The following is a 25,017-nucleotide window of genomic DNA, read 5'->3' on the forward strand; positions in this document are numbered from 1 at the left end:
GACCTTAACGATTCCTCAGGTTCGAGGGGTGCTCGCCGTCCCGACTTCGGGGGCGCTCAGAGCGCGACCGAGAGGTACGCCGCCGCGGCCACCGCGAACACGCCGACGGCGAACAGGCCGTAGTTGGCGACGGTGTTGTCCGCGGTCCACAGCGAGAGCGTGAACTTCCGGGACGAAAGCGGCCACAGGGGGCGGATGCCGGCCGGCGTGAGCACGTCGGCCAAGAGGTGTGCGAGGATGGTGAGCGCGCCCACGGCGAAGCCGAACGCGCCGAGCGCCGTCGCCGCGGCCTCGGGTTGGCCCGCGTTGCTGGCGAGGAGGTACGCGCCACCGCCGCCGACGCCGCCGACGAGGGCGGCAAAGAGGACGGTGTGGGTCGGCCCGCGGTGGGAGATACCGGGGACGCGCATGTCGTAGTCGGGGAGCATCGCCAGCCAACACATCGCCGCGCCGGCGACGAAGGCGAGTTCGGGACGGCCGGCCTGCACGAGTGCGAAGCCGAGCGGGGCGAACACGAGGAGCGAGACGCCCCAGTGACCGAATCGGTACATCTGGTGTGCCCTCGCGCCCGCGGCGAACAAAACCTTTCGGCCTCCGCGACCGTCAGGGGAGCAATCGTTATCCCCGGTGGCCGCGATTTTTGTCGCATGAGCCAACACCTCTCGTCGTTTCTCTCGGGCCTGTCGGCGCTTGAGGTGACGGCCCTCGTGCTTCTCATCTCGGTCGGCGGCGCGTTCGTCATGGAGATGGTGGTCATCCGCCTCCTGTTTCAGTACACCAGCCGAACCGAGACCTCGCTCGACAACATCGTCGTCCAAGAGCTTCGGTGGCCCATCGTCGTCACCGTCTCGTTGACCGGCATCTTCCTGTTTTCGAGAGCCCCGGCGGTCGCCGAGGCGCTCGTCGTCGACGCGGCGACGCTCAACGACTTCTTCGGCCTGCCGTCGCTGTCCGTCGGCATCGTCGTCTGGGCGTGGGCGCTCAACCGCCTCGTCAACCGCCTCGTCGACGCGGTCAAAGACAAGGGCAGTCGCTACGACTTCGCGCCCGTCTTCTCGAACGTCTGGACCATCGTCGTCTCCGTCGGCACTATCGGCGCGCTCTTGTACATCTGGGGCATCGAAATCACGCCGCTTTTCGCCGGCGCGGGCATCGCCGGCATCGCCGTCGGCTTCGCCGCCAAAGACACCGTCGCCAACTTCTTCGGCGGCATCGCGCTGTACTTCGACGACACCTACAAAATCGGCGACTACGTCGTCCTCGACTCCGGCGAGGCGGGCACCGTCGTCAAGGTCGGCATCCGCTCGACCACGCTTCTCACCCGCGACGAACTGCTCGTGACGGTTCCGAACTCGGTGCTCAACGCCGCGAAAATCATCAACGAGTCCGCGCCGAACCGGCGGCGTCGGCTGAAAGTCCCGGTCGGCGTCGCCTACGGCACCGACGTGGACGAACTCGAAGAGCTCCTGACCGATATCGCCCTCGACGAGCCGTTGGTCCTCGACAGCCCCCGCCCGCGGCCGCGGTTCCGCCGGTTCGGCCCCGACGCGCTGGAGTACGAACTCGTCTGTTGGGTCAACAGCCCGCTCAAGCGCGGGAAGGCGACGCACAACCTCAACCGCGAGATATACAAGCGCCTCAACGACGCGGGCATCGGGATACCGTTCCCCCAGCGGGACGTGCACGTCCACTCGGCCGACACCGAGGCGACCCGGCAGTCGCCCGCGGCCGGACTCTCGAACGGCGGTGTCCGGCACCCCGCTCGCGCCCGAGAGGCGACCGGCGAGGGGATGGCCGACGAAGTCGCGGACGCGGACGCGGACGTGGAAGCGGAAGCGGACGAAGACGACAGCGCCGACGACGAGTGAGCGCCCGGAGCGGCCCGCCGTGGACGCTCCGGGGCGACCCTCGCCGGGAACGTTAACCGCGGCGCGGCCGTGGCTCGGATATGCTCCAACTCGGTCCCGTGGACGGACTCATCGAGACGTTCGGTCCCTTCGCGATTCCGGTCTTGCTGTTCGCCGCCGGGTTCGTCGGCTACCTCGTGCTCGTCGCGCTCGGGCGGACCGGCCGCGACGAGAGCTGAGCGTGCTCCTCGACGACGATTTTACTCTTCGACGACGATAGTGCCCGTCATGCCGTCGGCCTCGTGGGGCACGCAGTAGTACGCGTGTTCGCCGGCCGTCTCGAAGGTGTGGCTGTAGGACTGGCCAGAGTAGACCTGCCTGGTTATCGCAGAGAACCCGATTTCACGCGGGACAAAAAGGACTCGCGGCGCCCGCTTCAGTCGGCCGTCGCCGACTCGTCGCCGCGGAAGCGGTCCAGCGCCGACTCGAAGTCGCCGTCGTCTTCGACGGTGTCTTCCCACTCTTCGAGGCCGCGCTCGGCGCGGGTCCCCGCGATGGTGTTGTCGAAGAAGAAGGCGATGAGGCCGCCAACCGCCATACCGGTCGAACCGATGACGAAGACGGTGTCGGCGACGAGTTGGGTTCCGAGGACGGGGCCGACGAGCGCGACCTGCCGCATCCCCTCGCGGAACGCCGCCGCGCTCCCGACGTTGCCCATGTAGGCGGGGACGGCGAGGCCGGCGAACATGGCGACGCCGACGATGAACACGTTACGGGATGAATCGAGGTCGACGTACTTCAGGTTCGAGAGGCCAACGGCGACGATTTGGCCGAACATGGCGACGTAGAGGCCACCGACGATGGGGTCGGGTATCGTCGCGATGAGTTGGCCGAAGTAGCCGACGAAGCCCATGATGAGCATCACGACGGCACCGACCTGCACGACGTAGCGGGAGGCCACGCCCGTGAGACCGATTGCGCCGATGTTCTCGGAGTAGGAGGTCGAGCCGCTACCGCCCATGACGGCCGAGAAGACGTTCATCACGCCCTCCATGCCGATGCCGTGGTTGATGCGGCGCTCGGAGGGCGCGCCGACGCCCGAGAGCCGGGCGACGGCGTGGTAGTCGCCGAAGGACTCGACCATCGAGGCCGCGACGCCCGCGAGCATCCCGATGATGAACGAGGTGGTGAACTGCGGGATGCCGAAGGCGACCGAGCCCACGACGGGGAGCGCGACGGTCGTCGTCCCCGCGCCGCCCGCGAAGCCCCACTGCAGGGGGTAGATGGGCATGAGCGCCGGGGCCTCGATGACCGTCTGGAGGTTCACGTAGCCCGCCGCGCCGGGGGCGATGACGCCCGCGACCGAGAGGCCGGCGGCGACGACGTACGAGACGATGACGCCGAGCAGCACCGGGAACAGCTTGAACGCCGGGTGCGCGGTGTCGAGGTACTGCGAGAACAGGACGATGAGCGCGAGCGTCAGGCCGAGGAGCCACCAGTTGTTGGTCGCCGACGCGACCTGCGGGGCATTGAAAAGCGACAGCCCGATGAGCGCGATGGTCGGCGCGATGACGACCGGCGAGATGAACTTCCGAAGGCGTCCGAGCAGGCCGAAGTAGCCGACGAACACCTCGACGACGGCCGCGACGATAATCGCACCCTGCAGTTGCAGGAGCGCGCTCTGCCACGCGACGCCCGACTGGTCAGTCGCCGTCGCCACGCCGATGACGGCGAGCGCCGGCGCGAGCATCGAGAAGGGCGCGCCCTGCACGATGGGGTAGCGGTTCCCGAACGTCGTCTGCATCAGCGTCGCGATGCCGGAGACGACGAAGAACGTCCCGACGAACCGCGGAATCACGTCGGCGGGCATGCCGAGGGCTCCGGCGAGGATGAGGGGGACGGCGATGTTCGCGCCCACCATGGTGAGGTAGTGTTGGGCGCCGAGAAGGAGAGCGGTTGGAAGGGGTGGTTTGTCGTCGATACCGTACTGCACGAACGAGGAGGAAGAGGAGTCGTCCGTCACGACCATCCCCCCGTATGTGGTGGTTCGCTCCCGAGCATGGTTGTCCGAGGATTTTGTTCAGACTATATATGTCCTGCTTTTCGCGCGCCTTCGCGGAGTAACGACTTTGTTTCACCGGTTTGACTCGTGACGTGTGACCGACCGACACGGGCGTTCGAAGACGGGGAACCGCGACCGATGGCTGTTCGGCTGGGCGCTGGGCTACGCCGCGGTGGGCGCGTCGTCGCTCGTCGTCCCGCTGTACGCCATCGAACTGGGAGCGAGCGCGCTGTTCGTCGGCCTCATCGCCGCGACCGCCGCCTTCGCCGGCGCGCCGGGCGCGGTGCTCTGGGGCCGACTGGCCGCCCGCGCGAAGCGCAGGCGACCCTTCATCCTCGTCGCGCTCGTGGCGACCGCGGGCGCGCTCTTCCTCACGGCCACCGTGTCGTCGCCGGCCGCGGTCCTCGTCGCCAACGCCCTGTTGTGGTTCGTCGTCGCCGCGGCCGCGCCGGTGTTGAACCTCATCGTCGTCGAGGGCGTCCCGTCGAAGGAGTGGGACCGTCGCTTCGGCGTCCTCAACCACTACCAGGGGTACGGCTGGCTCGGCGGCCTCGTCGTCGGTGCGGTCTGGTCGGCGCTGGCCCCGCGGCTGTTCGGCCTCGACGCGCTCGCGGTCCAGCGACGGTTCCTCGTCGCGGCCGCGGTCGCCGCCGCGCTCGGTGCCGTCCTCGTCCGCGTCTGGTACCCTGAGCGCTCGACGCTATCGGCGCGACGGTTCGCCCACATCTCGGCCAGTATCCGCCGGCAAAGCGGCCTCGTCGGGCGTTCGGTCCGCGCGGTCCCGTACGGCCCTTCGCGGCTCTACTGGGCGCTCCAGAGCCTCGACCTCGACGACCTCCGGACGCGGATGAGTCCCGAGCTCCTCCGGTACCTCGCGGCCGCGACGCTGTTTTTCGTCGGCTTCTCGGTCTTCTTCGGACCGCTGCCCGCGTACCTCGTCGGCTCCGGCCGGACCGCCGACGAGGTGTTCGTCCTGTTCGTCCTGTCGAGTCTCGGGTCGGCGGTGAGCTACGCGAAGGTCGGCGCGTTCGCGGCGCGGCACGACCCCCGCCGCCTGCAGGCCGGGGCGCTGGCGACCCGCGGACTCGCCTTCCCGGCGGTGGCGGTCGTCGGCACGCAGTTCGCGGCGCTCGCCGCGCTCGTCACGCTCGGCGCGACGTTCCTCGTCATCGGCGTCACGTGGGCGGTCATCGCGGTGACGGCGACCGGGATGGTGACGCGACTCGCGCCCGACCGGATTCGCGGGGAGGCCCTCGGCGCGTACACGGCGCTTTCGAGCCTCGGCGGCGGGGTCGGCTCGGCGCTCGGCGGGTTCGTCGCCGACGCCGCCGGCTACGTCGCCGCGTTCGGCCTCGCGGGCGTCGTCGTGGGCTGTTCGCTCGTCGTGGTGTTACTCACCGACGGGCGGGGCGTCGCGGCGGGAGAGCAGTCGCTCGCCGATTAGGGTCTCGAAAACGAAAGCGGGGCCGGTCGCAGAACGTCCCTACTCGATGGCGTGCACCGGCGAAATCCAGACGACGAGGTCGCCGTCGCGTTTGATGACGCCCTCGATGGAGTCGTCTTTTTCGAGCGGCGGGTCCTCCACGTCGTCCATCGAGACGCGCACGACCTGGTACACCTCGTCGACGAGCCAGCCGGTCGCCGCCTCGTCTTCGAACTTGTTGGGGTCGAAGATGACGATGCGCTTCGACTCGCCCTCCTCGTCGATGCTGAGAAGCGACTTCGGGTTGATGATGGACGTGGTCCGCCCGCGGAGGTCCATCACGCCCTCGACGTAGTCCGGCGCGTTCGGCACCGCCGTGAGCTGGCCCTTGTCGACGATTTCGCTCACGTACTCGATATCGACGCAGTACGTCTCCGGGCCGAGTTGGAATTCCAGCACCTGTACTTCTTCGGCGGAGTCCTCCGCGTCGGTCTCGTCCGCGCTCATCTCGGTCGTGATTGCATCTTGTCGCATGGTCATCCCCGGCGGCGACATCCGCCGCCACCTGTCTGCTTCAGAGTGGTGAGATTCAGCGTATAAAGATACGTACCCGATTATCAGCCGTGATTATCCTCGCCGAGTGTTTATATACCCGATTTCCGAACCACGGAGGTAGATGAGCGGTCAACGAAACGGCACACTAACGAAGCCACCAAGCCCTCGGCGGGGGGGCCACTCGGCGTCGTCGAGTTCCCGCCGACCCGGAACCGCCGGGTGGGGACGATGAGCGCGTCCGCCGGCGCGGACCCGACTCGCGCGGTCGTCGTCGACGACTCGCGGTTCATGCGGACGCTGATTCGCACGCTCCTCGAGGACGCGGACGTCGAGGTCGTCGCCGAGGCAGCCGACGGCCGCGAGGCGATTTCGGTGGTCGAGGCGAACCGACCCGACGTGGTGACGATGGACATCGAGATGCCCGAGATGAACGGGCTCGACGCGGTCGAGGCCATCATGGAGGAGTGTCCGACGCCCGTCCTCATGCTCTCGGCGCACGCCGAGGAGGACGCCGACGTGACGTTCGAGGCACTCGACCGGGGGGCGGTCGACTTCGTGACGAAACCGGGCGGCGAAGTCACCTCCGAGATGCCCCGCGTCAAGCGGGAACTGGTCGAGAAGATTCAGTCCGCCGCGGCGGTCGACCTCTCGGCGACGCGCAGGGGCTCTCGTCCGCCGAAGGCGGAGCCGAAGTCGGCGGCGACCGCGGGGTCGGCACCGTCGCGGTCGAGGTCGACCGAGTCGCTGCCGACCGAGGGCTCGACGCTGATTATCGGCGCGTCCACGGGCGGGCCGAACGTCGTCGAGCGGTTGCTCGCGGCGCTCCCCGAGGAGGCCGGTCTCCGCGTGCTGGTCGTCCAGCACATGCCGGCCGGCTTCACGAAGCGCTTCGCGGCGCGGCTCGACGGTCGGTGTGACTACGAGGTCCGCGAGGCGAGCGACGGCGAGCGAATCGGCCCCGGACAGATTCGCATCGCGCCGGGCGGCTCGCACCTCCTCGTGACCGGCGACCGCGCCGGACGCCTCCGGCTCGAACTCTCCGACGACGAGCCGCTTCACGGCGTCAAACCGGCTATCGACCTCACGATGGCGTCGGCCGCGGAGACGGTCGACGCGCCGCTGGCCGGCGTGCTCCTCACCGGCATGGGCCGCGACGGCGTCGAGGGGATGACCCGAATCAAGCGGGCGGGCGGCCACACGGTCGCACAAGACGAAGCGACCTCCGCGATCTTCGGAATGCCGAAGCGGGCCATCGAGGCCGGCTGTGTCGACACCGTCTCGGCCGACGGGCGAATCGCAGACGAAGCACTCAGCGGGCTCACTACCTGACCATGGACGAAGAACTCTACCAAGCATTCATCACCGAGAGCGAAGAGAGCATCACGCAGTTGAACAACTCGCTGTTGTCGCTGGAGTCGAACCCGGACGACACCGAGGCCATCGACGACATCTTCCGGCAGGCCCACACGCTGAAGGGGAACTTCGGCGCGATGGGCTTCGACAACGCCGCGACCGTCGCCCACGCCGTCGAGGACCTCCTCGACGAGATTCGCCACGAGCGACTCGACGTGACGGCGGAACGGATGGACCTCGTCTTCGACGGGATGGACCTCATCGTGGAAATCCTCCACGACATCGAGGAAAACGGCGAGTCCACTATCGACCCGACCGACACGGTCGAGGAGATTCGCGCCGCAGTCGAAGACGGAGGTGACGCGGGAAACTCGAACCCGGCGGCGCCTGACGAGGCCGACCGCGAGTCGGTCGACCTCGACTCTCTCGCCGCCGACTGCGTCGATACGGACGCCCTCGACGCGACCACGCTCACTCACGCCCACGTCGAACTCGACGCGGGACAGATGAAGGGCGTCGACGCCGGCATCTTCCTCAGTAGCATCCCCGAGGACCTCGACGTGGTCGGGGCGAACCCGAACCGCGACGCCATCGAAGACGGCGAGTACGGCGACGGTTTCGACCTGTTCGTCGCCGAGCTCGACGCCACCGTCGTCGAGAGCGAACTCGGCGGCCTCTGGAAGGTCTCGACGGTCGAGACCACCGACGTGTCCGACGCGCTCGCCGGCGGCGACGAGGCCGCGGACGCCGGCGACACACCGGCGGCCGAGTCGGAGGTTGACGCCCCGGCATCGGACGACTCCGAACAGTCCGTTGACGCTGACGGCGCTGTCGACGGTGACAGCGACGCGGTATCTGCCGACGCTCCCAGCGTTGACGACGGGAGCGAAGGAGACGCCGACGAGGCCGAGTCGACCGAGAGCGACGAAGAACCGGAGTCAGGCAACGAGAAGAAAAAGGAGGCCCGCTCCATCTCGGCGGTCAAGTCCGTCCGCGTGGACGTCGACCAACTCGACGAACTCCACGAACTCGTCGAGCAGTTGGTCACGAGCCGCATCAAGCTCAGAAACGCCATCGACGTAGGCCAGACGACCGCGCTCGACACGCTCGACGAACTGGACAAAATCTCGTCGAACCTCCAGAACACCGTGATGGACATGCGGCTCATCCCGCTGAAGAAGGTGTTCGACAAGTTCCCCCGACTGGTGCGCGACCTCGCTCGCGAACAGGACAAACGCGTCTCGTTCAAGGTCGAGGGCGCGGACATCGAACTCGACCGCACCATCCTCGACGAGATTTCCGACCCGCTGATGCACGTCCTCCGGAACGCCGTCGACCACGGCATCGAAGACCCCGACGTGCGCGAGGCAAACGGCAAGTCCCGCACGGGGACCATCAGACTCTCCGCGCGCCGCCAACACGACACCGTCATCGTGACCGTCGAGGACGACGGCGGCGGTATCAACGCCGACGCCGTCCGCGAGAAGGCGGTCGACAAGGGCGTGGCGACCCGCGAGGAGGTGAACCAGATGCCCGACAGCGAGGTGTACGACTACATCTTCCACCCCGGCTTTTCGACCAACGACGAAATCACGGACGTGTCCGGCCGCGGCGTCGGCATGGACGTGGTGAAGACGACCGTCGAATCGCTCGACGGCTCGGTATCGGTCGAGAGCGAACCCGGCGAGGGAAGCACGTTCAACATCCGGCTGCCGGTGTCGGTCGCCATCATCAAGGTGCTGTTCGTGCAGGTCGAAGACCGCGAGTTCGGCGTCCCCATCAAGTACATCGACGAGATAAGCCGCCGCGACCGCGTCCAGACGGTCAGCGGCGCGGAGGTCATCGTCCACGAGGAGACCATCTTCCCGCTGATTCGGCTCCGCGAGGCGCTCGAAATCGACTCGCCCGAGCCCGACGACGGCATGGTGGTCCGCATCCGTCCCGACGACAGGCAGGTCGCGCTCCACTGTGACGGCGTGACGAAACAGGAGGAAGTCGTCGTGACGCCACTGCAAGGACCGCTGTCGGGCGTCGGCGGGCTGTCGGGAACGGCCGTCATCGGCGACGGGAACGTCATTCCGATTCTGGACGTCTCGACGCTCGAACTCCCGGCTGACGGCGAGCAAGCGATGCGCGAGTTCGACCCGAGCCAGCTCCCAGACACCGCCGAGGAGGCGGCCGACTGATGCCCTCGTCAGCGACCGACGACCCGGCGTTCGGCCGGCTCTTGGACTACATCGAAGACTCCCTGCAGTTCCAGACGAGTTCGTACAACGACGCCTATCTCGACCGCCGAGTCTCCGCGCGGATGCGGCGACGACGCGTCGACGACTACGAGTCGTACCACGACCTCCTCACCGACGACGAGGAAGAACAGCAGGCGCTCCTCGACGCGCTGTCGGTTAACGTGACGAGCTTCTTCCGGAACCCCGAGGTGTGGGAGGCGCTCCGCGAGGTGCTCCGCGACCTGAGTTCGCGGGGGAGCCGTCACGACCCCATCAAGATATGGAGCGCGGCCTGCTCGGACGGCCGCGAGGCCTACTCGCTGGCGATGCTCGCCCACGACGACGACCGCGTCGACGAGCGACGCATCGAAATCGTCGGCACGGACATCAAACGCGAGATTCTCCGCGCCGCCAGAGCGGGCGAGTACCGCGCCTCCGAGACGAACGACGTGGCCGAGCAGCTCGACCCCATCGGCCGCTGGGAGCGCTTCGTCGACCGCGACGACGACACCTTCCAGGTGAAAGACGCCGTCACCGACATGGTCCGATTCGAGCGGCGCGACCTCATCCGCGAGGAGCCGCCGGGGACGTTCGACCTCGTCGTCTGCCGGAACCTGTTCATCTACATCAACGCCGAGTCGAAGCGCGCCGTCTTCGAGACGCTCGGCTCCGCGCTGAAGCCGGACGGCTACCTCACCATCGGCATGACAGAGACCATCCCGCCGACGTGTAGACAGCAGTTCGACCCCGTCGAGAAACGACTCCGCATCTACCGCGCGAGCGACGCCGCGGTCGGGAGGTGAGCCATGAAGCCCGGTGAGCAAAAACTCGGAGACACCCGCGGGCGGTTCCTCCAAGTCATCAAGAACGGCCGGGAGATTCACGACGTCGACTGGACGAGCGGCCGAATCCTGCTTTCGAACAGACGACTCATCCTCGCGGGCACGGGCGGCAAGCGAACGATTCAGCTCTCGAAGATAGAGGAGTTCGGCGGCCGGTACGACGTGAACCAGCGCATCGCGACTGTCTCCGACTACTTCAGCGTCCACATCCCGTCGGGCGTTGTCCTGCTCGCACCCGTCGACTACGACGAGTTCGAGACGGACTTCTTCGGGGCGCTCCTCAACACCGAGCAGTTCCTCGCACGACATCCCGCGGTCGCCGGCGGCGTCGTCCAGAACACCGAGTGGGAGAAGTCCCGGCTCAAAGTCGAAGACGAGGCCGTGAGCATGGCGACCGTCGGCGGCAAGTTCGTCGAGATACGGCTCGACGACATCGGCGACGTGAAGACCGGCGAGCGGACCATCGTCGACGAACACCGGAGCGTCATCGAGGTCGAACACTCCGACGACGAAGGGACGAGCCTCCAGACGTACATCTCCGGCTCCGACCGCGCCGTCAGTTTCCTCTACACGCTCCTCCGCGAGGGCGAGGAGCTTTCGGAGACCTCTATCGAACTGAGCGAAACGGACAAACAGGTCCTCACGGCGCTGTACTCCGGCGTCTCGCCGTTCGACATCCCGAACTTCCTCGGCCTCGACGTGGACGAGGTCGAGGAACTCTTTCAGCGACTCATCGACCACAACGTCGTCGAGGAGATTCGCGTGCGCCACGAGGTGCAACTCAACGCTCGCGGCCGCAGCATCGCCTCCGACGCAATCAACGAACAGTAGTCAGCACTCGGTTTTTCGCGGCGCAGTCACCGGACGGAGAGCGACGCGTCGCGCTTGTCAGTCGTCGCTCGCGCGCTGAGAGGCCCGTTCGAGCGCGATTCCGCCGTAGACGCCTCCCAACCAGACCCCGGCCAAGAGAACGATTCCCCGCACGCGCTCTCCGGGTTCGAGGTCTAGGCCATGAATCGCGAGGATTGGTAAAAGAGCGCTCAGGACGCCGACTATGCTGTACCAGAAGTGGTCGTTCGGCCCGGACCCCCGCCAGCGGTACGCGGGAAAGGCAACGAATCCGAAGCCCGCAATTGTGTACGTGAGAAGCAGGGTGACGCCGACCAACGCGTCGCCGTGTCGGAAGCCGAAGGAGTAGCTGACTGCGCTTCCGATTCCCAGTCCGACGAGCGCCGAGGTCCGCGTCCGCATGGGTGCAAATTAGTTGCCCAGATGATAGTTCTTCGTAACCACCGGACGGCCCCGGTTCCGCCAGAAAAAACAGATTCAGACGTTCACGTCTTCGATTTCCTCGTTGACGACGAACCGCCCTTGCGGCGTCAGCGAGGTCGGAAGCTCGTCGTCGCCGATGAGTTCCTCCTCGTGGAGTTTCTCCAGTTCCGCGTCGAGGACTTCCTCTTCGACGCCGAGGAGTTCGCTGAAGTCGACCTCCGCGGCCATCTCGCCGGCGGAGTACAGTCCGACGAGGACTTCGAGGCCCTGTTCCGTGACCTCGACGTTGCGGACGCCGGACTTTATCCAGTGGTAGACGAGTCGGAGGTAGCGCCCGAGGATGTTCATCTTCCGCCGCGAGTCGAGCGTTATCTCGGAGGTGACCGTCTGGCCCTGCTTGACGTGCTGGACCGAAAGCACCAGCCGCTTTTCGCCGTCGACGGTCCGTTCGAGCACCTCGAAGAAGATGACGCTCGCGAGGTCGATGTGGAACGGGTCGCCGTTCTCCGTGAGTGGGCCGTCGTCGTCGGGGAACGTGACGGCCTCGTAGTCGAGGTGGAGCCCGGAGGGTTGTCGCTCCGTGTCGAGGACGCGCCCGCCGATGCGGGCCGGGTGGGTGACCTGCGCTCGCGAGCCGTTGAGCGCCGCACGGAACAGCAACAGCGAGAACTTCTCGATGGTCTCGCGGTCGCCGCCGATGACGGTCGTCCGGCGCTGGCGGCCGATGATGTAGCCAACCATCACCGTGTAGTCGAAGAACTCCTCGACCTCCGGTGGGACCTGCCCGACGGCGATATCGAAGATGGAGGTGATGGGGATGACGGTCTTGGCCTTCGAAGTGGCGAGGATGAGTCGCCGCTGGCTCATCAGGACGCGGCCCTTGACGGGTTCGAACGAGGCGTTGCCGCCGGCGACGAAGTTGGCGACGAAGTCGACGACGATTGACTCGCCGTCGCTGGTCCGCTTTTCCGTCTGTCTCTTCGAGCGCTCCCGCTCTTGTTCCTCGCGTTCGTCGGACGGCTCGGACTTCTTCCGGCGGTACGCCTGCAGAAGGTCGCTTTTCGCCACGTCACCCCCTTCAGGCGCGCGGGAACGGGCCTCTTGTGCGGTCTGTTCACCTGCCGCGTCTGGCATCGAATCTCGGGTCTGTTGTCCGTCTTCAGTCATATACTAATCAGCGCTCCTGCGAGCGACGAGGTGGCGACCGCCATCAGGGAGCCCACCCAGACGAGCATCACGAAATGGAGGTACGCGTTCGCCTTGTGCCCGCCGTCGACCATCCGAATCATGAGCGACGACAGGAGGGCGTTGAACAGGATGATGAGCGTCAGCATGTACTCGATGAAGGGCACGTCGTAGACGCCGGCGTAGATGAGCGTCCCGAACTGGAGGCTGTCGAGGTTCATCTGCGTCGAGAACGACGCGAGAATCTCGACGACTTCCAGCCCGATGAAGAACGCGAACGACGCGGAGGCCGTGATGCCGTAGAGGACGCCGATGAGCGTGACGGTCGACTGCTTCCGCTGGCGGCGGAGCTTGATTATCTCGTTCATGTTGCGGCTGATGAGCTCGCCGAGGAGCTTCGGTTTGCCACCCATCGACCGGCCGACGTTGTACATCTCGGAGAACTTCTGGACGAGATAGGAGTTCGTCTCCGCGGTGAAGAAGAACCACGACCGGTCGGGGTCGAGCCGCATCCGAAGCCGCGTGTACAGCCGCGATATCTCCCGCGAGAGGACGCCGAAGTCCTTCGTCTTTAGCGTCTCCAAGACGGCCGTGGTCGTGCTCTGTTTCGCCGTCTCGGACGCCCCGAGCGCGCGGATGAAGCCGGGGTACTCCTCGTCGCGCTCGCCGATGCGTTTCTCGTGGCGGCGCGCGACGATGCCGGGGACCGCCAGCGGGGTCAGCGGCGTCGAGATGAGGAGCGGAATCGGGAGTTCCATCATGATGGGCCGGACCGTCTCGCCGACGATGGTCAGGTTGAACGTGCCCAACGCGAGCACGAGCACCATCGTGATAGAGAGGCCGACCGCGCCGTACAGCGTGATGTCTATCTGCCGGTCCGCCTTCGTCCGGTACTCGCGCTGGTGGAACCACAGCGGGTCGTACGGCGACATGGTCCGGATGACGAAGTAGAACCCCAACTGCACGAAGACGAAGAGCACGATGACCGCGCCGATGGTCATCGTCGCGTCGGTCCCCGTCAGGATGGGGAGAACGATGGCGTTGATGATGGCGAAGGTCATCGACAGAATCATCGAGAGATAGAGGTCCTTCATGACCTCCAGGTTCCCCAGCGCGCTCTCGTAGACGGTGATGTACTTCTGAATCATCGCGTTCTGCTCGCCCAGGAGGAAGTCGTCGATGCTCTGGCCGGCGTTGATGGAGTACGCGAGCCTGTCGAGGAAGTCCGCGAGGGGCTTCGACGGAACCTCTCGTGCCCGGCGCTGACAGGCGTCGTCGAGCGACTGGTTCCACGCGTCGACCAGTTGGACGATGCGGTTCATCTCGGTCGCTAGCTCGCCGTACTCCTCCTCGCGCGCGAGCGTTCGAAACACGGCGACGCGGTCGATGTTCGTCGTCGAAAGCACGGTCATGTGCGTGATGAGGAGGTGGAGTTGGTTCTCCAGACTGCGGCGCGTCTGCTCGACGAGGAGCCGCGGGTAGAGGACGGCCCCACCCAACAGCAACACGCCGAGGAGGAACACGGGAATGCGGACGAGGAGGGGAAGCGGGAGCGCGATGGCGCCGGCCACAGAGAGGATGAAGAACACGATGGCGGGGCCGAGCACCGCGAGCAGGTACCGCGGAAGCGCCATCGGCATCTTCTCGTAGGACTCGATGATGTCGCTGACGAAGTCCCGAACCTGCACCGCCTGCATCGACGCGCTCTGTTCCCCTGACATCTCGCTACACCCTCGCCATGTCGAACGGCAGTCCCTCGACGCCGTCGCGCTGGTAGTCCTCGATGAGTTCGTTCACTTCGTGGTAGCCGAGGACGTTCTCCTGAATCGCCCGGCGGACGAGCTCGGCGCGGAACTGGATGTCGTCGTATATCTTCCGCGTGTCGTCGTAGCCGAGGAGCGTCGCGACCTTCTGTTCCATGATGAAGGAGTTGTTCATCCCCTGGAAGATGATCTCGTCTTGGACGGGGTCCCAGTAGAACGCCTCGCGGGTGACGACGCCGCCCATCTCCTTCGAGTAGCCCTCGATTTCCTGGACGCTCGTCACCCGACGAAGGATGTCGTTGCCCCGGCGGACGCGGTTCTGGAACAGCGCGATGTCGCAGTTGTCCATGAACGTCTCGGGGACGTTGATGGGGTCGCCGGTGAAACGCTGAATCATCGAGACGATGTCGGATGCGTGGAACGTGAGCATCACCGGGTGGCCGGTCTGGGCCGCCTGGAACGCCATGCGTCCCTCCTCGCCACGGACCTCCCCGACGATGATGTAGTCGGGGCGGGAACGGAGCGCGGCCGCGACGAGGTCGAACATGTCGACTTCGGAGTCGGAGCCGCGGCCCTCACGGGTGAGGAGCTGCTGCCACGTGTCGTGCGGCGGGAGCACCTCGGCGGTGTCCTCCGCGGTGTAAATCTTCGAGTCCTGCGGGATGAACGAGAGGATGGCGTTGAGCGTCGTCGTCTTCCCCGACGCCGTCTCGCCGACCACGAAGATGGTTCGCTCGTTCTCCAGCGCGATCCAGAGGTACGCGGCCAGTTCGGGCGAGAGCGTCCCCCACTTTGCGATTTGGAACACCGAAAGCGGCACGTCGTCGCCCTGACGGATGGTGAGCGACGACCCCTTCAGCGACACGTCGTCGGAGTAGATGATGTTGATACGCGAGCCGTCGGGGAGCGTGGAGTCCACGATGGGGTGGGCGTCGGAGACGGGGTCGCCGATACGCTCACCCATGTTGCGGAGCCAGTTATCGAACTGCTCCGTGCTGTCGAACTCGACGCTCGTCTCCAGCAGGCCGAACGTCCCGTGGTCGACGTCGACCTGGCTGGGGCCGATAACGTGAATGTCCTCGTTCTCCGGGTCGCGCATGATGGGTTCGAGCGGCCCGAGGCCGACGATGTCGCGGACGAGCCGGTACTGTATCTTGTCGTAGGTCGTCTGTGAGACCTCGATGCCGGCCACGTCGAGTCGCTTGGCAACCGAGCCGAGCGGCCCGCGGTCGTCGCCCTCGATGTGGACGATTTCGGCGAGCAACTCCTCGATGCGCTCTTCGTAGTCGGCGCTTTCTTCGGGGGCCGGCTTCGAGACGCTGCGTTCGAGCAGTTTGTCCTTGACCCGGCCGAACACCTCGAGTTCGTCGTCGTCCATCTCGGGTTCGATGGTGTAGTACTTCGTCGTCTCGCCGAAGTTGCCGTATATCTGGCAGAACACGGGGCCGCCCAGCGGGTAGATGATGTTCGGACGCCGGGACTCGTAGTCGCCCGGCTCGTCGACGAGCATCGGGAACTCGCCGGTGATCTGACGGAACCGCTTGAGGTGGTCCCGCAGGTGCGGCCACTGCATCGCGAGGCGCTTGAGGTCGTCCGACAGCCTGGCGGAGCCGTGTTCGGTCGCCATCTACGCCACGCTCCTCGACTCGATGACGAGTCCGATACCCGACCGGACGGAGAAGCCGACGCGGTCGCCAACCTGCTGGCCCATCCCCGCGAAACGCTTCACGAAGATGTTCCGGCGAACGTCGTTTCCGACCTCCACCATCTCCAGTTCGAAGTAGACGTCGGCGATAGAGCGGAACGGGCCGATGGAGCCCTCGTCGACCGACGACGGGTCGACGGTGATGATGATGGTCTTGCCCTTCGTCGTCAGCTCGCGGAAAAACGAGATGATTTCGAGGGCGGCCTGCCGCTCGTCGTTCTGCCGGACCAGCGCCTCGAACTGCGGGTCGTTGCGCAGGATGGCGTCGAACGTGTCGATGATGATGACATCGGCGTCCCAGAGCGTCTCGGCGTCCATCAGCCGGCGGAGGAGCTGCTTGCGCTCCTTCTGGCTGCTACCGCCGGAGAGCGCGCCGCTGCTGTCGATTTCTGCCTGGAGGAACAGGATTCGCTCGTCGAGCAGATGCTTGACGATGTCGTACGAAAGCGAGTGCATCTGGTCGAGGAAGCCGCGGACGCCCAACTCGGTCGAGACGAGCGTCACCACCGTTTCCTCGTCGCAGAAGCCGTAGCTGAATCGCTGCGACAGCACGCTTTTTCCGGCGCCGTAATCCCCTTCGATGAGGACGATTGCACCCTTGGGGATGCCGCCGCCGAGTTCCTTTTCGAGACGGTCGTGCCCGGATAGCCCGAGAGAGAATTGACTGCTCATGATACGCGGAATTCGAACACCTCTTCGTCACCGTCGACGACGACGGTCATCCGGTAGTCGCCCGAGCTCAACGCGATGTCCGTCACCGTGAGTTCGATGACGTTGCTCGGCCGCCACTCGGTGCCGTCGACGACGTTCACCGTGACGTTGGTCTGATACTGTCCGCCGACGATGATGTCGAAGCCGCCGCTGGTCGCCGGGAGCGTCCTGAGGCCGGTGTTCTTGACGTACACGGAGAGGTTGTCGTTCGCGCCGTCGTAGACGCCCGCCTGCGGGTCGCTTATGACTTCGATGTCGGTTCTGATTTCTGTACTCACGTCTCCGCCGCGCTCGTCGAGCGAACTGCTGATGCCGGTCACGGTGTCGATGAGGACGCCCGAGACGCCGGCGGCGACGACGATGCTGGCGATGAATAGGATGAGGCTCGGAACGGAGATGTCGGCCATCTAGCTCACCGCCTCCGTGGCGGCGACGCCGCTCCCGGTGACGACCTTCACGCGCTCGGGCGTGGGGTCGGCATCGACGACGAGCGAGAGGTTCTCGCCGGCGTACCAGAGGTCCGTCCCGGTGTCGCCGTCGACAGTCGCGTTGGCCGCCGGCACGTCGACGTACGTGTTGTCGACGAGCAAGGTCGTCTCGCTCACCGAGAGCGTCTCCGAGCCGACGTTCGTCAGGTTCACGGTGAGGCTCTCGTTGCCCGCGTCGTAGGTCGCGTTCGTGACGGCGATGTCCGTGTTCGTCCGTTCGAGCGCCCGCTCCGCGTCGGCGTCCTGCGCTTCGAGCACGTTCTCCGACGCGTTGGACGTCGCTGTGTACAGCGTCCCCGTGGCGACGAGGACGCCGAGGAAGATAACGGCGGTCGAGCCGCTAACACCGAATCCCATCGAATCTCCTCCCGTAGGCGACTAACTCGTCGTACAGTTGTCCCCGCGGAACGTCCTCCGCGAGGCGACAGACGTACGCGAGACTCGTCTGGTGGTCGTCGATGCGGAGTTCGTGGTCGTCGGCATCTTCGACCGACGGCGCTATCTGCCCGACGTGGGCGTTCAGTTCGCTCTCGACGGCGCGCGATATCCAGTCCTGCTCCCGATACTGGCGAAGCGCGCGCGACGCGCCAAGCGCGCCACCGACAGCGACGAGGTGTTCAGCCCATTCGAGGACGAGCACCTCGGAGACGTAGTTCGACGGGAGGCTCGTCAGATAGGCGTCTGACTCTTCGACCGTCGGAGACAGCTCGGGTTCGGCGGCCGAGTCGTCCTCGTCGGCTTCGTCGTCAGACAACTCGTCTTTGGCCATCGCCGCGGTGGCGTACTCGGCCTCCAGTTCGTCGAGCGTCTTGCGAACGTCGCCGTCGGCGTCTTCGACCGCTGGCTCCGGTTCAGCTTCGGGCTCGGACGCTTCGTCGGCCGGGTCGGCGTCAAGCGCCTCCTCGACCGAGAAGTCGTCTTCGTCCTCGTCGGCCTCGACCTCGGGTTCGACCGACTCGGTGTCGTCGAACGCCGCTTCTTCTTCCGCGTCTTCGAGGTCGTCGGTGGCGTCGGCGAGGTCGTCGGTGGCGTCGGCGAGGTCGTCGGCCTCGTCGGCCTCCTCTTCCGCTTCTTCGTCCCAGCCGCCGCCCTCCTCGTACTGTTCTTTGAGGTCGTCGAAGCTCGCGCCGCCCGCGCCGCCCGAGTCGTCGGTCTCGTCGGTCTCGTCGTCGTCATCGAGCACGTCCGCGGGGCTCTCGCGTTCCGCTTCAACGAGTTCGTCCTCCGCGGCGAGTTCCGCTTCTTTCGCACCCTCCTCGGCGTCAAGTTCGCCGAAGTCGTCGTCGAAGAACGACTCCGCGTCGGCGTTCGCCACCTCTGGGTCGAGGTGCTCTTCGTCCTCGGCTTCCGCCTCGAAGAGACCGAACGACCCGCCACCGCCGTCGAGGCCACCCATCTCGCGGGCGTCGTCGACGAACGGGTTGATGCCGCGGGTGACCATCTCGTAGATGTCGAGTAGTTTGCGAATCGTGTCGTCGAGCTCTTCGACGGTCTCACCGATCTGTTTGTTCTCTTCGCGGACGGTGTTCATCCCCGACGAGATGGCGCTTACTTCGTTCTCGAGTTCGCCGATGCGATCTTCGAGCTCTGCGAGTTCCTCGCTGTTGTCGTCGCCGAATCCGCCGAATTCGTCGTCGTCGTCGAATCCGTCGTCGAGGTCGTCGCCGAAGTCACCAAACTCGTCGGAGAGGTCGTCTATCCCCTCCTCGAATCCAAGTCCATCGTCTGATGACATGTGTTGTCCTTCCGTCTCCGTTTCGTCCCCGGCGTCGGCCGTGTCTTCGTCGTTCTGCCACTCCATCATGCTCGCGGCGAGCACCTCCGCACCGTCTGCGAGGCGATTCGTTCGAGCGACGGCCTGTCACCCGGCCGAGCGGCGGACCGGCCGGGGAGGTCCGACGGACTCGGGGGAGCAGGTAACATTGGTGCAAGGTACGTAAGTCGGTACAAGAAAGTTCCCGTCCCGTTATCAGTAGCGATATTTTAGACGTTCGGAATTTTCGCCCACCAAGTATGTAATAAAAGTCAGACGGCGCCGTAGCGGCGGTAAGAAGAATTATCCGGCGTCGGCACGGACGTTCTTCCGACAGCCAACACACGTTTCAACACAATCATGACAGAACTAGTCAAGACCGGTGTCGAAGGACTCGATTCCATCCTGAACGGCGGTATCGTCAAGAACGCCGCGGTGCTCATCAGCGGAAACCCGGGGACGGGAAAGAGTATCCTCGGCCTCCAGTACCTCTACAACGGCGTCGACCAGTTCGACGAAGGCGGCCTGTATCTCACCTTCGAGGAGACCGAAGACGACATCCGCGAGGCGGCCGAGTCCATCGGCTTCGACCGCTGGCACGAGTACGTCGAGTCCGGAGATATCAAGGTTTACGACAAGCGGACGCTCCTCCGCGACGGTGACTTCTCGACGACGCTCGACCGCATCCTCGGCGACCTCCAGGACACCAACTACGACCGACTCGTCCTCGACTCGCTGACGATGTTCCAGCTGTTTTTCGACGACGAGAAAGAACAGCGCCAGTACCTGCTGAAGTTCATCGACATCCTGAAGGACAGCGGCCTCACCTCGCTTCTGACCACCGAGCAGTCGGCCATCTTCCCCGAGACCGACATCGGCCTCGAGAACTTCCTGACCGACGGGAACATCTATCTCATCCAGAGCCCCGCGGGCGCGACGAGCAACCGCTACGTCTGGGTGGCGAAGATGCGCAAGCAGAGCATCAAGAACTCGATGTTCCCGCTGGAAATCGCACAGGGCGGCATCAAGATATACGAGCAGGCGGCCGGGTTCTCCATGGTCGGCGAATCCCCGCCGTGGTTCGGCGAAGAGACCGAATAACGCGCGGACTCGGCGGCGAGCGACCTCGGTCCCGACGTTCTCTTTCTATCTTCGCCGAATCAACCGTTCTGACATCGACCCAACGCGGACTGCGAGCCGCGCTCGTCAACTTTGTCCGGGGTCATGTCGCTACTGACGGCTCGCTTCGCCTCGCCTCCCTGGGCCTCTCGACTCGGCCGTGTCGGCCGTGATAGTCGTCTCTCGAGCGAGCATCGTCGATGCCGGCGTACCGCGATGCCGGCGTCCGAGGGCGGCCGTTTCAGTCCAATTGCGTCTGTGTGCGCGGTGTACTACTGATACACGACAGCGCAGCCGCTCGGCGGTCGAGGTCGATAAAATGAACGGAAAGCGTGAAGTCGGGTTACAGTTCGACCGGTTCGCCCTGCGTCTTGCCCGCGAGCTGCTGGGGCATCGTCAGGATGACCTGCGTCGTGCCACCCGTGCGGGAAGTGATTTCGAGGGTGACCTGCTCGCCCGTCGAGAGGCCGCCGACGAGGTCGGTCTCGTCACCGTTGCTGTCCTCGATGGCGGCGGTGTCGATCTTGACCTCGTAGCGGTCGTTCATGCTGTTGAGAACACCGAACGAGCTGTCGTCGTCGGTGACCTCGGTGAGACCGAACTCATCGGCGTCGGGGTTCGGTTCCGTCCCGTCGCCGTCGTACTGCGTCTGGTTAGTCAGAGTCTCGACGCTGTCACCGCTGAGGTACTTAATCGAGGTTTCGTTCATGTCCACCGCGTCCGAGCCGGCCGCCAGACGAACGGTGAGCGTGATGTTGTCGATGTCCGCCTCGCCGCCGACCGTCCCGTGCGTGTTGAGGACTTCGACGCGGTTGGTGACCTTGTTCACGGACTGCTCACCGGCGTCTTCGGCAGTCGCCTGCAGGAAGCCAGCCGTGTTCACGAGGACACCCGCCGCGATTGCGGCGACCAGAACCATCGCGATGAAGACGATGAGCGTGCCGATACCGACCTGACCGCGGTCGTCGTCAGTAATGTTGTTGAACATATGAATCTCCTTAGAGCGCGATGGGGTCGTTGTTGTCTTTGCCCGCGAGCTGCTGGGGCATCGTCAGGATGACCTGCGTCGTACCACCGTTGCGGCTGGTGATGTCGAGCTTGACCGTCTGGCCCGTCGCCGTACCGTTGGCGGAGGAGCCTTCGACCGTCGAGGTGTTGATGACGATCTCAGCGCGGTCGGACTGCTCGTTGAGGACCTCGAACGAACCGTCGCTGTCCTCGAGGACGCCCGCGGTGAAGTTGTTGCCAGTCGTCAGGTTAGCGGGGTCTGCGGTGTCAGCGTTGTTGACGGTGTCGTTGTAGGTGAGCGTCCGCGCGGTCGTCTCACTCAGGTACTTGACCGTCGTGTCTTCAAGAGAGACACTTCCGGAACCGGCCGCGAGGCGGACGGTCAGGAAGACTTGGTCGACCGTGCGTTCCTCACCGGACTGGTTGACCAGCCCGTGTGCGTTGACGACGTCGACGCGGTTGGTGACCTTGTTCACAGATTGCTGTCCAGCGTCCTCGGCGGTAGCTTGCAGGAAGCCAGCCGTATTCACGAGGACGCCCGCCGCGATTGCGGCGACCAGAACCATCGCAATGAAGACGATGAGGGTCCCGATACCGACCTGACCCCGGTCTTCTTTGATGTTTTCGAACATGGGTTGTCGTGGGTTTGGTCCCACACTCAGCGGGGAGCGGGGAACCGTCACTCGTCAACTTGGAGAGGTGCTACATAACGCTACGGCCCTCACTATCAAGATTGATATCGAACGACCGGTGCGTCGATAAGTAAAATTCTTCGCACGCCCACGCGAGACGCTAGTAGGTACTCACCTCAGAAAACGTAAGAAAAGAGTCCGGAGCCGGAGCCGTTCAGTCCTGCGTAATCTTCTGCCACACGTCGTCGAGTTTGTTCTTCACCTCCGGGCGCTCGGTCACGCTGACCGTGTAGTCGTCGCCTTCGAACCGGACGACGATTTCGTCGACTTCGCGGCGGTAGACGTTCGTTCGTCGATGCTCGTCGGAGAGAACCCGGTCGTGCAGTTCGAGGAGGCCCGCGGCCGTCAGTTCCTCGATTCGGCGATAACAGGTCGCGATGGGAATATCCAACATCTCGCTGAACTCCTGTGCCGAGTGGGGTTCGTCCGCGGCACGGAGGATGTCTGGGTTGTATTCGTTCCCCAGTGCCGAGAGGGTCCTGTCAGACTCCATAGATGGAGATTTATCAGGACGCGCGGCTTGTCAATGTGTTGGTTGTCCATCTGCCACGTTCTCAGTCATAGTAGTGAGTCCCCCACGCACGGTGACGATGGGATTATATGCCACGGCACCGAGCATCCGCCGATGGACGACGAGGACGAACGTCCTCCCAATCACCCACGGGAACAGGGTGTCGTCGGGGCGGAGGACCTGGATATCAGCCGCGACGAGCACGTCGCGGCGCTCGACACGGGCCGGTACGTCATCTCGACGGGAGAAAACAGGCCGCCCGCGCCGGTCGACGACGCCGACGACGACGACGACGGTCGTCAAGCGTCCGACGCGGCGGCCGCCACACCGCCCGGTTCCGAGGACAAAAACGAGGACGGCGAGCGCGACAAAGACGCGTCGACTCCCGAACTCGTCCTCCCGAAAGACCCGAAAAAACGGGCCGTGCTCGCCCGCCGACTACTCGCAGAGCGCGTCGGGGCGGTCAGCGCGGACCACGCGCTCGTCACCACTGCTCTCGTCGATGGCGAGGTAACCCGCCACGAAACCGTCTCCGACGACGTGACTGAGGTCGTCAACTCGTTTCTCTCGTGGTACGCCGACGCCGTTGGTAGCGCCGACACGCCGCGCGACGAAGTGCTCGGTATCCTGCTTTTAGCTTCGGAGGTGCAGGTCACCTATCCCGGCCGAGCCGTCGAAGCGCTCGCAACTGCACACGGACTCGGACGCGACGACAGCATCGGCGACCTCCTCGACGCCGTCGAAGAGACCGGCGCTTCGTTCCCGCCGCGTCGACGATGATGCGCCGGTGACAGGTCCCGGTTCGGACACCGGAGCTCCCGAATCTTCGGTCGACACGATGTGACGCGGGTGAATCGCCCGTTTGATGCCGTATCATCCTTGATAATGGGGAGGAAGGGTTTATGGTGTGATTTTCGGAAATCTGGAGGTATGGCAAGCAAGGTACTGGTCGTGGACGATTCTGCGTTCATGCGGAACCTCCTCAAACAGCTCCTCGAGGGTGAACACGAAGTCGTCGGCGAGGCCGAAAACGGGGTCGAAGCGGTGGAACTCTACCGCGAACTCGAACCCGATGTCGTCACGATGGACGTCGTGATGCCGATTCGAAACGGCATCGAAGCGACGTCCGAAATCAAGTCGCTCGACGCCGGCGCATCGGTCATCATGTGCACGTCGGTCGGACAGGAAGAGAAGATGCGCGAAGCGGTCGAAGCGGGGGCAGACGGCTACATCACGAAACCGTTCCAGAAGCCGAACGTGCTCCAGGCTATCGCCGACGTGATTCAGGCAGAGGCATGAATCTCGACGTCCGGTCGCTTCGCACGTTCAGTCGGCTCGCCCACTCGGGCGCGGAGAAAGCCGCGGGTTCGCTGACCACGCTCGCCGGCATCGACACGTATGTCAACGTCACCAAGGTCGAACTCGGGACGAAGGCGGACGTCGAAAACGAGTTCGCCGAACGCGACCTCGTGAGCGTCCATATCGGCTTTTCGGGCGGCTTAGACGGCCACACCGTGTTGGCGTTCTCGCCGGAGTCCGCAGAGCGCTTGGTCGACGCGCTGATGCCGGGTATCGACGCCACCGACGCCGAGGGCGAACTCGCCGAGAGTAGCCTGAAGGAGGTCGCGAACATCATGCTTGGCGGCTTCATCGACGGCTGGGCCGACTACCTCGACACCACCGTCGATATCACGACGCCGACCTACGTCGACGACGAAAACGACGGCCCGCTCGACCACGTCGACGCCGAGGGCTTCGACAACGGCGGCGACGACGAGCACGTCCTCGTCTTCCGTAACCAGTTGGAGGCCGCGGACAACGCCATCGAGTTCGACCTGTACATGGTGCCGACCGCTTCGTCCATCGAGACCATCGTTGAGGCGAGCGGCGAGGACGGCGCGCTCCCGGTCGAGTCGTTCGCCGCCTTCTCCGAGATGATAAACGACGGCGCGAATCAGGCCTCGGAGGACATCACGGCGATGACGGGCATCGACACGACCGTCGAGGTGAGCCGGCTGAGCTTCGTCCCCATCGAAGGGGTACCGATGTCTCTGACCGACGCGGTTCGCCGCGGCGTCGTCTTGGAGTTCAGCGGGACGCCGAGTGGCTACATCGCTATCCTCTTCGACGAGCCGTCGGCCGAGAACATTGCGAGCAGCCTTCTGCCGGGCATGGAAGGCGACGAGGCGATGCGCCAGAGCGCGATTCAAGAGATCGGAAACATCACGACCTCCGGCTTCCTCGACGGCTGGGCCAACGCGCTCGAGACGACTATCGACATCTCGCCGCCGAAGCACGTCCACGACATCGGGTCGGCCATCATCGACCCCCTCGCGACCGACCTCGCGCAGTCTCAGGAGTACGCGTTCCTCATCGATTCGACCATCCGGACGGACGATGACGAGTTCACCTGCGACATCTACGCGCTCCCCGACGAGACGGAACTGCGCAAGGCGCTCAAGCAACTCTCGCCCGCCGCGTGAACCCTCCGTAGAGGCACCTC

Annotated in this window: 25 protein-coding genes and 1 pseudogene; 11 read left to right on the forward strand and 15 right to left on the reverse strand. The window is 65.0% G+C overall.

Translation table 11 applies throughout. The annotated features are described in order from the left end of the window. Window positions 1-56 precede the first annotated feature (56 nt). On the reverse strand, window positions 57-551 hold the full coding sequence (locus tag C5B90_RS01265; protein WP_058567293.1) for a metal-dependent hydrolase: 495 nt from the start codon (window positions 549-551) through the stop codon (window positions 57-59). Between the two features lie 96 nt (window positions 552-647). On the opposite strand from C5B90_RS01265, the gene C5B90_RS01270 reads away from it, so the two are divergent. Together C5B90_RS01270 and C5B90_RS20690 are read left to right on the forward strand one after the other, a co-directional pair. After that, window positions 648-1,868, forward strand: a complete 1,221-nt coding sequence (locus tag C5B90_RS01270) for a mechanosensitive ion channel family protein (protein WP_115878451.1) — start codon at window positions 648-650, stop codon at window positions 1,866-1,868. Between the two features lie 80 nt (window positions 1,869-1,948). Then, window positions 1,949-2,086: a hypothetical protein gene (locus C5B90_RS20690; protein WP_167344120.1), complete on the forward strand. Its 138-nt coding sequence runs from the start codon at window positions 1,949-1,951 to the stop codon at window positions 2,084-2,086. Between the two features lie 21 nt (window positions 2,087-2,107). Here the strand turns inward: C5B90_RS20690 and C5B90_RS21285 are convergent. Together C5B90_RS21285 and C5B90_RS01280 are read right to left on the reverse strand one after the other, a co-directional pair. Further along, window positions 2,108-2,221: pseudogene (locus C5B90_RS21285) on the reverse strand (plastocyanin/azurin family copper-binding protein); the annotation flags it as partial. A 62-nt stretch (window positions 2,222-2,283) separates the two neighbouring features. Continuing rightward, window positions 2,284-3,876, reverse strand: a complete 1,593-nt coding sequence (locus C5B90_RS01280) for a uracil-xanthine permease family protein (protein WP_115878454.1) — start codon at window positions 3,874-3,876, stop codon at window positions 2,284-2,286. 127 nt (window positions 3,877-4,003) lie between these two features. On the opposite strand from C5B90_RS01280, the gene C5B90_RS01285 reads away from it, so the two are divergent. After that, window positions 4,004-5,353, forward strand: a complete 1,350-nt coding sequence (locus C5B90_RS01285; RefSeq protein WP_115878456.1) for an MFS transporter — start codon at window positions 4,004-4,006, stop codon at window positions 5,351-5,353. A gap of 39 nt (window positions 5,354-5,392) precedes the next feature. Here C5B90_RS01285 and C5B90_RS01290 read toward each other — a convergent pair whose 3' ends face one another. Further along, entirely contained in the window at window positions 5,393-5,866 is a 474-nt protein-coding gene (locus tag C5B90_RS01290; RefSeq protein WP_058567302.1) for a chemotaxis protein CheW, read from the reverse strand. 249 nt (window positions 5,867-6,115) lie between these two features. On the opposite strand from C5B90_RS01290, the gene C5B90_RS01295 reads away from it, so the two are divergent. From C5B90_RS01295 to C5B90_RS01310, 4 genes are read left to right on the forward strand one after another with little or no spacing between them, the layout of a single operon-like run. Then, entirely contained in the window at window positions 6,116-7,216 is a 1,101-nt protein-coding gene (locus C5B90_RS01295; RefSeq protein WP_199517425.1) for a chemotaxis response regulator protein-glutamate methylesterase, read from the forward strand. 2 nt (window positions 7,217-7,218) lie between these two features. After that, on the forward strand, window positions 7,219-9,426 hold the full coding sequence (locus tag C5B90_RS01300) for a chemotaxis protein CheA (protein ID WP_115878460.1): 2,208 nt from the start codon (window positions 7,219-7,221) through the stop codon (window positions 9,424-9,426). Continuing rightward, on the forward strand, window positions 9,426-10,268 hold the full coding sequence (locus C5B90_RS01305) for a protein-glutamate O-methyltransferase CheR (protein ID WP_115878462.1): 843 nt from the start codon (window positions 9,426-9,428) through the stop codon (window positions 10,266-10,268). The genes C5B90_RS01300 and C5B90_RS01305 overlap by 1 nt, the downstream gene beginning before the upstream one ends. 3 nt (window positions 10,269-10,271) lie before the next feature. Next, window positions 10,272-11,138, forward strand: coding sequence for a CheF family chemotaxis protein (locus tag C5B90_RS01310; protein ID WP_115878465.1), 867 nt, complete (start codon window positions 10,272-10,274; stop codon window positions 11,136-11,138). Between the two features lie 57 nt (window positions 11,139-11,195). Here C5B90_RS01310 and C5B90_RS01315 read toward each other — a convergent pair whose 3' ends face one another. The 8 genes from C5B90_RS01315 to C5B90_RS01350 form a co-directional block, all read right to left on the reverse strand. After that, window positions 11,196-11,558 (reverse strand): hypothetical protein, encoded by a 363-nt coding sequence (locus tag C5B90_RS01315; protein ID WP_115878468.1) that lies wholly within the window; start codon window positions 11,556-11,558, stop codon window positions 11,196-11,198. A gap of 75 nt (window positions 11,559-11,633) precedes the next feature. Next, window positions 11,634-12,647, reverse strand: coding sequence for a CheF family chemotaxis protein (locus tag C5B90_RS01320; protein WP_199517450.1), 1,014 nt, complete (start codon window positions 12,645-12,647; stop codon window positions 11,634-11,636). A gap of 95 nt (window positions 12,648-12,742) precedes the next feature. Further along, window positions 12,743-14,485: an archaellar assembly protein FlaJ gene (flaJ, locus tag C5B90_RS01325; RefSeq protein WP_115878473.1), complete on the reverse strand. Its 1,743-nt coding sequence runs from the start codon at window positions 14,483-14,485 to the stop codon at window positions 12,743-12,745. 4 nt (window positions 14,486-14,489) lie between these two features. Continuing rightward, the gene (locus C5B90_RS01330) at window positions 14,490-16,154 is read right to left on the reverse strand and encodes a type II/IV secretion system ATPase subunit (RefSeq protein ID WP_115878475.1); all 1,665 of its coding nucleotides are present in this window, start codon (window positions 16,152-16,154) and stop codon (window positions 14,490-14,492) included. Further along, complete coding sequence (locus tag C5B90_RS01335) at window positions 16,155-16,904, reverse strand: ATPase domain-containing protein (protein ID WP_004970800.1); 750 nt, start codon at window positions 16,902-16,904, stop codon at window positions 16,155-16,157. It abuts the gene before it with no gap. Further along, on the reverse strand, window positions 16,901-17,350 hold the full coding sequence (locus C5B90_RS01340) for a CARDB domain-containing protein (RefSeq protein WP_050458939.1): 450 nt from the start codon (window positions 17,348-17,350) through the stop codon (window positions 16,901-16,903). Before C5B90_RS01340 ends, C5B90_RS01335 begins: the two co-directional genes overlap by 4 nt. After that, window positions 17,351-17,788: a fla cluster protein FlaF gene (locus C5B90_RS01345; RefSeq protein ID WP_115878478.1), complete on the reverse strand. Its 438-nt coding sequence runs from the start codon at window positions 17,786-17,788 to the stop codon at window positions 17,351-17,353. After that, window positions 17,772-19,235, reverse strand: a complete 1,464-nt coding sequence (locus C5B90_RS01350) for a flagella accessory protein C (RefSeq protein ID WP_199517426.1) — start codon at window positions 19,233-19,235, stop codon at window positions 17,772-17,774. Before C5B90_RS01350 ends, C5B90_RS01345 begins: the two co-directional genes overlap by 17 nt. Before the next feature lie 309 nt (window positions 19,236-19,544). Here C5B90_RS01350 and C5B90_RS01355 point away from each other — a divergent pair, with 309 nt between their 5' ends. Next, window positions 19,545-20,285 carry an ATPase domain-containing protein gene (locus C5B90_RS01355; RefSeq protein WP_004977361.1) on the forward strand — a complete coding sequence of 247 codons (741 nt, stop codon included), beginning with the start codon at window positions 19,545-19,547 and terminating at the stop codon, window positions 20,283-20,285. Window positions 20,286-20,646: 361 nt separating this feature from the next. On the opposite strand, the gene flgA2 is transcribed toward C5B90_RS01355, so the two are convergent. The 3 genes from flgA2 to C5B90_RS01370 form a co-directional block, all read right to left on the reverse strand. Next, window positions 20,647-21,291 carry a flagellin A2 gene (flgA2, locus tag C5B90_RS01360; RefSeq protein WP_115878480.1) on the reverse strand — a complete coding sequence of 215 codons (645 nt, stop codon included), beginning with the start codon at window positions 21,289-21,291 and terminating at the stop codon, window positions 20,647-20,649. A 10-nt stretch (window positions 21,292-21,301) separates the two neighbouring features. Next, window positions 21,302-21,943, reverse strand: coding sequence for a flagellin A1 (gene flgA1 / locus C5B90_RS01365; RefSeq protein WP_115878482.1), 642 nt, complete (start codon window positions 21,941-21,943; stop codon window positions 21,302-21,304). A gap of 214 nt (window positions 21,944-22,157) precedes the next feature. After that, window positions 22,158-22,496 (reverse strand): helix-turn-helix domain-containing protein, encoded by a 339-nt coding sequence (locus C5B90_RS01370; protein WP_115878484.1) that lies wholly within the window; start codon window positions 22,494-22,496, stop codon window positions 22,158-22,160. Between the two features lie 132 nt (window positions 22,497-22,628). Here C5B90_RS01370 and C5B90_RS01375 point away from each other — a divergent pair, with 132 nt between their 5' ends. The 3 genes from C5B90_RS01375 to C5B90_RS01385 all read left to right on the forward strand — a co-directional run bounded on the left by C5B90_RS01375 (window position 22,629) and on the right by C5B90_RS01385 (window position 24,997). After that, window positions 22,629-23,294 carry a hypothetical protein gene (locus C5B90_RS01375; RefSeq protein ID WP_115878486.1) on the forward strand — a complete coding sequence of 222 codons (666 nt, stop codon included), beginning with the start codon at window positions 22,629-22,631 and terminating at the stop codon, window positions 23,292-23,294. 150 nt (window positions 23,295-23,444) lie between these two features. After that, window positions 23,445-23,813 carry a chemotaxis protein CheY gene (gene cheY / locus C5B90_RS01380; RefSeq protein ID WP_004043735.1) on the forward strand — a complete coding sequence of 123 codons (369 nt, stop codon included), beginning with the start codon at window positions 23,445-23,447 and terminating at the stop codon, window positions 23,811-23,813. Continuing rightward, window positions 23,810-24,997, forward strand: coding sequence for a chemotaxis protein CheC (locus C5B90_RS01385; protein WP_115878488.1), 1,188 nt, complete (start codon window positions 23,810-23,812; stop codon window positions 24,995-24,997). The genes cheY and C5B90_RS01385 overlap by 4 nt, the downstream gene beginning before the upstream one ends. Window positions 24,998-25,017: the final 20 nt, after the last annotated feature.

Source organism: Haloferax sp. Atlit-12N (genome assembly GCF_003383095.1).
In the GTDB taxonomy this organism is placed as follows: Archaea; Halobacteriota; Halobacteria; order Halobacteriales; family Haloferacaceae; genus Haloferax.

Coding starts and splice junctions, on each gene's coding strand:
- flgA1 (WP_115878482.1), bottom strand. CDS start 21,943: ATGTTCGAAAACATCAAAGAAGACCGGGGTCAGGTCGGTATCGGGACC.
- C5B90_RS01370 (WP_115878484.1), bottom strand. CDS start 22,496: ATGGAGTCTGACAGGACCCTCTCGGCACTGGGGAACGAATACAACCCA.
- C5B90_RS01375 (WP_115878486.1), top strand. CDS start 22,629: ATGGACGACGAGGACGAACGTCCTCCCAATCACCCACGGGAACAGGGT.
- C5B90_RS01355 (WP_004977361.1), top strand. CDS start 19,545: ATGACAGAACTAGTCAAGACCGGTGTCGAAGGACTCGATTCCATCCTG.
- C5B90_RS01385 (WP_115878488.1), top strand. CDS start 23,810: ATGAATCTCGACGTCCGGTCGCTTCGCACGTTCAGTCGGCTCGCCCAC.
- C5B90_RS01300 (WP_115878460.1), top strand. CDS start 7,219: ATGGACGAAGAACTCTACCAAGCATTCATCACCGAGAGCGAAGAGAGC.
- C5B90_RS01335 (WP_004970800.1), bottom strand. CDS start 16,904: ATGAGCAGTCAATTCTCTCTCGGGCTATCCGGGCACGACCGTCTCGAA.
- C5B90_RS01280 (WP_115878454.1), bottom strand. CDS start 3,876: ATGGTCGTGACGGACGACTCCTCTTCCTCCTCGTTCGTGCAGTACGGT.
- C5B90_RS01295 (WP_199517425.1), top strand. CDS start 6,116: ATGAGCGCGTCCGCCGGCGCGGACCCGACTCGCGCGGTCGTCGTCGAC.
- C5B90_RS01345 (WP_115878478.1), bottom strand. CDS start 17,788: ATGGGATTCGGTGTTAGCGGCTCGACCGCCGTTATCTTCCTCGGCGTC.
- C5B90_RS20690 (WP_167344120.1), top strand. CDS start 1,949: ATGCTCCAACTCGGTCCCGTGGACGGACTCATCGAGACGTTCGGTCCC.
- flgA2 (WP_115878480.1), bottom strand. CDS start 21,291: ATGTTCAACAACATTACTGACGACGACCGCGGTCAGGTCGGTATCGGC.
- C5B90_RS01270 (WP_115878451.1), top strand. CDS start 648: ATGAGCCAACACCTCTCGTCGTTTCTCTCGGGCCTGTCGGCGCTTGAG.
- C5B90_RS01350 (WP_199517426.1), bottom strand. CDS start 19,235: ATGATGGAGTGGCAGAACGACGAAGACACGGCCGACGCCGGGGACGAA.
- C5B90_RS01330 (WP_115878475.1), bottom strand. CDS start 16,154: ATGGCGACCGAACACGGCTCCGCCAGGCTGTCGGACGACCTCAAGCGC.
- C5B90_RS01290 (WP_058567302.1), bottom strand. CDS start 5,866: ATGCGACAAGATGCAATCACGACCGAGATGAGCGCGGACGAGACCGAC.
- cheY (WP_004043735.1), top strand. CDS start 23,445: ATGGCAAGCAAGGTACTGGTCGTGGACGATTCTGCGTTCATGCGGAAC.
- C5B90_RS01305 (WP_115878462.1), top strand. CDS start 9,426: ATGCCCTCGTCAGCGACCGACGACCCGGCGTTCGGCCGGCTCTTGGAC.
- C5B90_RS01340 (WP_050458939.1), bottom strand. CDS start 17,350: ATGGCCGACATCTCCGTTCCGAGCCTCATCCTATTCATCGCCAGCATC.
- C5B90_RS01315 (WP_115878468.1), bottom strand. CDS start 11,558: ATGCGGACGCGGACCTCGGCGCTCGTCGGACTGGGAATCGGAAGCGCA.
- flaJ (WP_115878473.1), bottom strand. CDS start 14,485: ATGTCAGGGGAACAGAGCGCGTCGATGCAGGCGGTGCAGGTTCGGGAC.
- C5B90_RS01265 (WP_058567293.1), bottom strand. CDS start 551: ATGTACCGATTCGGTCACTGGGGCGTCTCGCTCCTCGTGTTCGCCCCG.
- C5B90_RS01310 (WP_115878465.1), top strand. CDS start 10,272: ATGAAGCCCGGTGAGCAAAAACTCGGAGACACCCGCGGGCGGTTCCTC.